General features: G+C 64.8%; 8 protein-coding genes and 1 pseudogene. All 9 read right to left on the bottom strand.

The features are described 5' to 3' along the window. Window positions 1-464: pseudogene (locus OC446_RS28560) on the bottom strand (hypothetical protein); the annotation flags it as partial. Then, complete coding sequence (gene ccoS, locus OC446_RS28555) at window positions 461-610, bottom strand: cbb3-type cytochrome oxidase assembly protein CcoS (protein ID WP_262032322.1); 150 nt, start codon at window positions 608-610, stop codon at window positions 461-463. The pseudogene OC446_RS28560 and the gene ccoS, both read right to left, overlap by 4 nt. Window positions 611-613: 3 nt before the next feature. Then, on the bottom strand, window positions 614-2,851 hold the full coding sequence (locus tag OC446_RS28550; protein WP_262032321.1) for a heavy metal translocating P-type ATPase: 2,238 nt from the start codon (window positions 2,849-2,851) through the stop codon (window positions 614-616). Between the two features lie 13 nt (window positions 2,852-2,864). Beyond that, on the bottom strand, window positions 2,865-3,362 hold the full coding sequence (locus OC446_RS28545; RefSeq protein ID WP_262032320.1) for a FixH family protein: 498 nt from the start codon (window positions 3,360-3,362) through the stop codon (window positions 2,865-2,867). A gap of 10 nt (window positions 3,363-3,372) precedes the next feature. Then, window positions 3,373-4,842 carry a cytochrome c oxidase accessory protein CcoG gene (gene ccoG, locus OC446_RS28540; RefSeq protein ID WP_262032319.1) on the bottom strand — a complete coding sequence of 490 codons (1,470 nt, stop codon included), beginning with the start codon at window positions 4,840-4,842 and terminating at the stop codon, window positions 3,373-3,375. A gap of 131 nt (window positions 4,843-4,973) precedes the next feature. Then, entirely contained in the window at window positions 4,974-5,858 is an 885-nt protein-coding gene (gene ccoP, locus OC446_RS28535; protein WP_262032318.1) for a cytochrome-c oxidase, cbb3-type subunit III, read from the bottom strand. A 4-nt stretch (window positions 5,859-5,862) separates the two neighbouring features. Then, window positions 5,863-6,018, bottom strand: coding sequence for a cbb3-type cytochrome c oxidase subunit 3 (locus tag OC446_RS28530; RefSeq protein WP_114947708.1), 156 nt, complete (start codon window positions 6,016-6,018; stop codon window positions 5,863-5,865). Window positions 6,019-6,030: 12 nt separating this feature from the next. Further along, window positions 6,031-6,765, bottom strand: coding sequence for a cytochrome-c oxidase, cbb3-type subunit II (ccoO, locus tag OC446_RS28525; protein ID WP_262032317.1), 735 nt, complete (start codon window positions 6,763-6,765; stop codon window positions 6,031-6,033). Between the two features lie 11 nt (window positions 6,766-6,776). Then, window positions 6,777-7,671: cbb3-type cytochrome c oxidase subunit I (locus OC446_RS28520; RefSeq protein ID WP_262032316.1), on the bottom strand; the 895-nt coding region annotated here is incomplete at its 5' end.

The following is a 7,671-nucleotide window of genomic DNA, read 5'->3' as shown; positions in this document are numbered from 1 at the left end:
GCCCCCGCTCCCTCCCCGCCGACCGGCACGGCGGCGTGGCGGTAGAACAGGCTGAAACCGCCTGCGATCCCAAGCCAGAATGCGCCGAGCAGAAGGGCGTTGAAGTGCATCGACACGAGCGCCCAGACGAGCACGAGGCCACCGGCTGCGCCGAGGCTGGCACCGAGGGAGAACGCCGCCCGTCGGCCGAACGAGTCGAGGAGGAGCGAGGCGGGCAGGCTCGCAAGGGCCGCGCCGATGTAGAAAGCCGTGTAGGGAAGAGTGGCGAGGCCTCGGCTCGGTGCGAGGGCCAACCCGGCGAGCGGAAGAATGCTGAGGGTCAGGACTTGGGCGAGCACCGAAAGCGCGAAGCCGGCCGCCAGCGGCACCATGCCGCGATCATTGGCGAGCGTGTCGTCGAGCGCACCCGGCTCGCAGATGCATTCGAGCTGACCCGCCCTGGGTATCGCCGTCGAGGACGTCATTTCCGCAGATCGTCGTCGGACAGGACGCGGACGGCCGCCCCCTGCACATCGTCGTATTGGCCGTTCTTCAGCGACCATAGGAAGGCCGCGAGACCGGAAAGGCCGAGCAGGAGAGCCATGGGAACGAGATAGATCAGCACATCCATCGGTCAGGCTCCTTGCGTGACGGGCACGATGGGGGACGGCGCCGCTTCGGGACGTGGCTCCGATGCGCGCCCACGGGCCCGGAGGGCGTTGAGGGTCACGAGAGTCGAGGAGCCGGACATCGCGAGCGCCGCGACGAGAGGCGTGACGAATCCCAGAAAGGCGAGGGGAACCGCGATCAGGTTGTAGACGAGCGCGATCCCCAGGTTCTGCCGCATGAGGCGGTGCGCCCGGCGCGCGATGTCGATCGTATCCTGAACGGGCTGCAACCGGTCGCCCAGGAAGACGGCATCGGCATGAGCCTGGGTGAGGTCGGCAGCGCTGATGGGCGACAGTGACACATGTGCGGCCGCGAGCGCAGGCGCATCGTTCAGCCCGTCGCCGACCATCAACACCTTGCGGCCTTCGGCCTTGAGAGCATCGAGCGCGTCGATCTTGTCAGAAGGCTTGCAGCCGCCGCGCCATGTCGCGATGCCGAGCGTGGCCGCGATCGGAGCCACGGCTTCGGGCCGGTCGCCAGAGAGAATACGACAATCGAAGCCGCGCTCACGCAGGTTCCGAACGATGGCGACCGCATCGGGGCGCAGGGCCTGCCGAACCAGAAGGACGCTCCGCCGCTCGCCCCAGGAAAATGCAATGACGGAGGCCAGCGGGTCGGTCGCGGCGGCCTTCTCGGCGATCGCCTCCGCGTCGCAGAACGCCGGGCTGCCGAGGCGCATCTCCATTCCGTCCACGACGGCACGGACGCCTCGACCGGGCTCCTCGGTCACGTCGTCATAAGGCCGGCGATCCTGCGCCAGCTGCGCAACGGCCGTGGCGAGGGGATGATGGCTCGACAGAGCCAGCCGGCTTGCGGCCGCCAGCAGGCTGGTCTCCACCTCGCCCGCATTGGTGACGCTCATGGTTGGAAGAGTGAGGGTCCCGGTCTTGTCGAACACGATCGTGTCGACCTTGGCCAGCCGCTCGAAAGCATCGCCCGCATTGAGGAACACGCCGGCCCGGAACAGGGCGCCTGACGCGACCACCTGTACGACCGGCACGGCGAGCGCCAGCGCGCAGGGACATGTGATGATGAGCACCGCGATGGCGGTGAGCAGCGCATCGTGAACGGAGGCTCCGGTCGCGATCCAGGCAATGGCCGTGACGGCGGCGGCCGTGTGCACGACCGGCGCGTAGATTTTCGCCACCCGGTCGGCCAGTTGCACATAGCGGGATTTCGCCGCGGCTGCGTTCTCCAGGAGACGCTCGACCTCGTCGAGCAGGGTTCCCTTGCCGGCCGCGGTGACCCGGAGCGTCAGGGTGCCGTTGTCGTTCATGCTTCCGGCATAGACCTGCGACTCGGCCCTGACGGGGCGATGGGTGGTCTCGCCGGTGACGAGGCTCTCATCCACCTCCGACGACCCAGACAGCACCACGCCGTCGACCGCAATGCGCTCGCCCGGGCGGACGAGGACCCGGTCGCCGGCCTTCACGGCGGCGGTCGGCACAAGGACGACCTCGCCATCGTCCTCGATCCTGTGAGCGACCTCGGCTCGGAACGAGGCGAGATTACTCGCGACGGCCCGGGTCTTCCGGCGCATGGCCTGATCGAGGTAGCGGCCGCAGAGCAGGAAGAACAGCAACATCACCACCGAGTCGAAATAGGTGTGCTCTGCGGAATTGATCGTCTCGAACACCGACACGCTCAGCGCCAGCAGGATGCCGATGACGATCGGCACGTCCATGTTGGTGCGGCGGTTGCGCAGCGCGTTCATGGCGCTCTGAAAGAAGGGCTGGCCCGCATAAGCGACCGCCGGGAGGGCAATGAGGGCGGCGAGCCAATGGAAGAAGTCGCGAGTCTCGGGCGTGATGTCAGTGACGTTACCGGACCAGACCGCGACCGCCAGCAGCATGATGTTCATGGAGGCGAATCCTGCCACCGCAAGGCATTTCAGAAGCCATTGAGCGCGGCGCGTTTCCTCTTCCTCCACCAGCTTGGCGCGAAAGGGATGGGCTCGATAGCCGAGCCGCCCCAGCTCTTCCACGACCTGCGTGGGCGAAAGCGCCCCGTCGCGCCATTCGACGGCGAGACGGTGGTTCGTGTAGTTCAGCCTTGCGTCAACGATCCCGGGCAGGCCGCACAATCCGCCTTCGATGTCCTCGATGCAGGCGGCGCAATCGATGCCCTCGACGGCGAGATCAAGATGAGCCGTTCCGCCGCCCTGCCGCGTGACATAGATGGAAAGATCGAGGCTTTCTGACATACCGAGCGGATCCTCAGAGCACGATGCGGCTCTTGGAGCGGAAGAGGGTTTCCTCGTCGCGCCTCAGGCCGATGACAAGATCCCACTGGCCTTCCGGCACGGGTGTGACGCTCCTGAAGCGGCCGGGCGAGAGCTCGACGAACTCCAGAGGCACATCGCGACGCTTATCGGTCGGATGGGCGAGGCGGATCTCGGGCAGGATACCCGTGAGAGCCTGCCCCTGGGCATCGCGGGCGGTGACGACGATCGCCGGAGCCTCGCCGTGCTGCAGGGCCGCCTCGATCTTCCAATGAAGCGCATCCTGAGCGTGGGCTGCCTCGACATCGTTCTTGAACGAAAGCCCCGCCTTGTAGACGCTCTCCGTCTCGACCCCGCTGAAGCTCGATATGGCGACGCGCACCATGTAGAAGTTCACGGCGAAGATCACGCCGAAGAACGTCACGAAATAGAGGAGGACCGTGCGTCCGGTGATCGGGCGGGGCGAGCGTCCCATACTTGCGTTCGTGGCCATGGTTCGATCCTTAAGGAGCCTTGAAGTGGTCGCTCGTGCTGACGGTGTTGCCGGTGGCGAGATCGGTCAGGACGAACCGGAGGACTGTCGAGTCTTCGGTCGAGGCAGCGGTTTCCGTCACCAGCACGCGGGCCTCCAGGGTTTGGTCCGGCCCGACGGCCACGATGGAGCGACCCTGCGGATCGACTTCTCCGCCGACAACATCGATCCTGGCCCCACGCAGCCCTTCCACGGAGAGCGCGTAACGGCGTTCGTCCAGATTCTTGTTGGCGACGCGGATGGTGAACCCGTTGCGGATCGAGCCGTCCGAGAGGCGTACGAAGAGCGGGTTCCGGTCATGCATGACGCTCAGGTAGAGGCTCTGGCGCATGGCCAGCGAGGCGATCATCACGGAACCGACGAGAACGATCAGCCCGGCGTAGAAGAGGGTTCGCGGACGAACAATGCGGCGCACCTCCGGCCGGCCCTCGATCCGGGCCTGCACGTTCATGTCGGTGTCGTAGGCGATCAGTCCCTGGGGACGACCGATCTTGTCCATGACATTGTCGCACGCATCCATGCACAGGCCGCACTGGATGCAATCGAGCTGCAGGCCCTTGCGAATGTCGACGCCCGTCGGGCACACGGCGACGCATTGGTCGCAATCGATGCAGTCTCCCGCAGGCAGGCCCTGCAGCTTCAGAGCCTCGTTCTTCTTCATCGAGCCGCGTGGCTCGCCGCGATCATAGCGATAGGTGACGTTGAGCGCGTACTCGTCCGTCAGCGCGGCCTGGATCCGCGGCCAAGGGCACATATAGGTGCAGACCTGTTCGCGCATGAAGCCGGCGAGCGTGTAGGTCGTGAAGGTGAGAATACCGATCCAGAGATAGGCGACGAACGGCGCCTGGAAAGTCGCCAGCTGATAGACCAGCGTCGGCGCATCGGCGAAGTAGAGCACCCAGGCGCCGCCGGTCCACCAGGCGATCATGAGCCAGACGAAGTGCTTCAGGGACTTCCGACCGAGAAGCTGGAGGCTGAGCTTCTCCTTGTCATGACGCATCCGCTCGCGCCGGTCGCCCTCGATGAAGCGTTCGACCGCGTAGAACAGATCGGTCCAGACCGTCTGCGGGCAGAGATAGCCGCACCAGATGCGGCCGGCGACCGCGTTCATGAGAAAAAGCGTCAGGGCCGCCAGAACGAGCAGGCCCGTGATGTAATAGACTTCCTGCGGCCAGATCTCGATGAAGAAGAAGTAGAAGCGGCTGTTGGCGAGATCGACCAGGATGGCCTGATCCGGCGCATTGGGGCCCCGATCCCAGCGGATGAACGGTAGAAAGTAATAGGTACCGAGCGTGACGGCGAGCACGATCCACTTGATCGTGCGGTAGCGGCCCTTCACGGCCTGCGGATAGATCTGCTTGCGGGGGGCATAGAGCGGCGCGTCGTCGGCCGAGGCCGAAGAGGATGCTCCGAGAGAATGGGGGAGAGGGGCGTCGGCCATCGAATCCGTCGGTTCGTCTCAATCAGGTATGACGATGGGATACGATGCGACCGTCCAAGCCGCCTTGATCCATATCAAGCAAAGGCCGGAGGTTTTCCCCCGGCCTTGCCATCACATGGTTTTTGATGTCCTCAGGGCCGCTGGTCGCCGCCCAGAGAGTGGACGTAGAGGGTCAGCGACTTGATGGTCGTGTCGTCGAGGCGTCCGTGCCACGTCGGCATGACGCCGCCGCGTCCATTCATCAGGCCTTCCACGATAATCGCCTTGTCGGAGCCGAAGAGCCAGATCTGGTCCGTCAGGTTGGGAGCCCCGAGCTCCTGGTTGCCGAGGCCCTTTTCGCCATGGCAGGCGGCGCAATTGTCCGCGAAGACCTTGGCGCCGGCCGCCAGATCGGCGCCCTTGTCGGTGGGTAGACCCGAAAGGGAGCGGACGTAATCCGCCGCCTGCAGGATCTCCTCCCGCTTGAGCATCCCGTCGCGGCCGAAAGCCGGCATGGAGCCGGAGTGGCCCTGGTCGCTGGTGGAGCGGGCCCCATAGCGGATGGTCTGCTCGATCTGGGCGAGGGAGCCGCCCCAGAGCCAGTCATCGTCGTTCAGGTTCGGATATCCCTTGGCGCCCGCGCCGCCCGCGCCGTGGCACGGGGCGCAGTTGTCGCCGAAGGCGGCCTTGCCCTGAGCGCGTGCGAAGGTGAACATCTCCGGGTTCTGCCGGATCTCTTCCAGAGAGCTCTCGGCGAGTTTCGCCGTCATGCCGGAGCGCTGCTGCTTGAGAGCCTCCAGGTCGGCCACCACCGCGTCCCGCGACTGCCAGCCGAGGACGCCCTTGGTATAGGACGAGACCATGGGCCAAGCGGGATAGGCGATGCAATAGGCGATCGCCCAGGCGATGCTGGCATAGAAGGTCCACAGCCACCAGCGCGGAAGCGGGTTGTTGAGTTCCTGGATGTCGTCCCAGCTGTGCCCGGTGGTGGTGACGCCCGAGATGGCGTCGACCTGTTCGTGCTTGTCATGGGCCATGGGATCAATCCTCCTGGAGAGGCATGCGGGCGGCCGCGTCGAAGCGGTCCTTCCGCGAGGGGGCGAGGGCGTAGATCAGCATCGCCAGGAAGACGACGACGAAGTAGAGAAGCCCCCAGGTCTGGGCGAATTCGGCGAAGAATTTATAGGCGGCTGGCATGGTTCTCGATCCTCAGCGCACGTTTGCTTTGTTGTCGTAGAGCTTGAAGTCGACCTGCGTGCCCAGCAGCTGCAGATAGGCGATCAGGGCGTCAGCCTCCGTGACCCTCTGCGGGTTGCCGTCGAAGGACCGCGACTGGGCATTCGGATAGCGCTTGGCGAGGTCGACGGCATTCGGATCGTCGGCCGCCGCCTGGATGCGAATGTCGCTCTCGGCATGCTTGACCATCTCGTCCGTATAGGGAACGCCGAGGGTGGCCTGCACCTGCAGGTCCTGCGCGATGGTGGACGTGTCGAGCTCGGTCGTCGCGAGCCAGGGATACCCCGGCATGATCGAACCCGGCACGACCGCGCGGGGATCCTTCAGGTGGTCCCGGTGCCAGTCGTCGGAATACTTGTTGCCGACGCGGGCGAGGTCGGGGCCCGTGCGCTTGGAGCCCCACTGGAACGGCCGATCGTACATGCTCTCGGCTGCCAGCGAGTAATGGCCGTAGCGTTCGACCTCGTCCCGCAGGGGACGGATCATCTGGCTATGGCAATTGTAGCAACCCTCGCGCACGTAGATGTTGCGGCCGGCGAGTTCGAGCGGGGTGTAGGGCCTGACGCCCTCCACCTTCTCGATGGTGCTCTTCAGGTAGAAGAGCGGCACGATCTCCACCAGGCCGCCGATGGATATGACGATCAGCACGCCGATGATGAGGATGATCGAGTTGGTCTCGAAGATCTTGTGACGGGACCAGAATGACATGATCGTTTCCTTTATTCCGCGGCGATGAGCGCGGGCTGCATGGCCTGAGGAGCTTCCTCGACCGCCTCACCGACCGTGATCGTCTTCCAGACGTTCCAGGCCATGATCAGGCTGCCGGCCACGAAGAATGCGCCGCCGAGCGCACGGATGACGTAGAAGGGATTCATCGCCTCGACGGTCTCGATGAAGGAGTATTCGAGGAAGCCGAGGCTGGTATAGGCGCGCCACATGAGACCCTGGAGGATGCCCGCGACCCACATCGACGAGATGTACAGGACGATGCCGAGGGTGGAGATCCAGAAGTGCCAGGACACGGCCTTCATGGAATAGAGCGATTTCTTGTTCCACAGCCACGGCACGAGGCAGTAAATGGCTCCGAAGGAGATGTAGGCGACCCAGCCGAGGGCGCCGGCATGGACGTGGCCGATGGTCCAGTCGGTGTAATGCGACAGGGAATTGACGGCCTTCACGGACATCAGCGGCCCTTCGAAGGTTGCCATGCCGTAGAAGGCGACGGACACGACCATCAGGCGCAGGACCGGATCGGTGCGCAGCTTGTCCCAGGCTCCCGAAAGGGTCATGAGGCCGTTGATCATGCCGCCCCATGAGGGCATCCACAGCATGACGGAGAACACCATGCCCAGCGTCTGCGCCCAATCGGGAAGGGCGGTGTAGTGCAGGTGGTGGGGACCCGCCCAGATATACATGAAGATCAGCGACCAGAAGTGGATGATCGAGAGGCGGTAGGAATAGACCGGCCGCTCCGCCCGCTTCGGGATGAAGTAGTACATGATGGCGAGAAAGCCCGCGGTGAGGAAGAAGCCGACCGCGTTATGGCCGTACCACCACTGCACCAGCGCATCCTGCACGCCCGACCACACGATGTAGCTCTTGGGCGAGAAGATC

Origin of the sequence: Microvirga sp. Mcv34 (assembly GCF_024519725.1) — a bacterium.
Taxonomy (GTDB): domain Bacteria; phylum Pseudomonadota; class Alphaproteobacteria; order Rhizobiales; family Beijerinckiaceae; genus Microvirga.
Note: the sequence above shows the minus strand (reverse complement) of the source record. Positions and strands in the feature narration are given on the sequence as shown.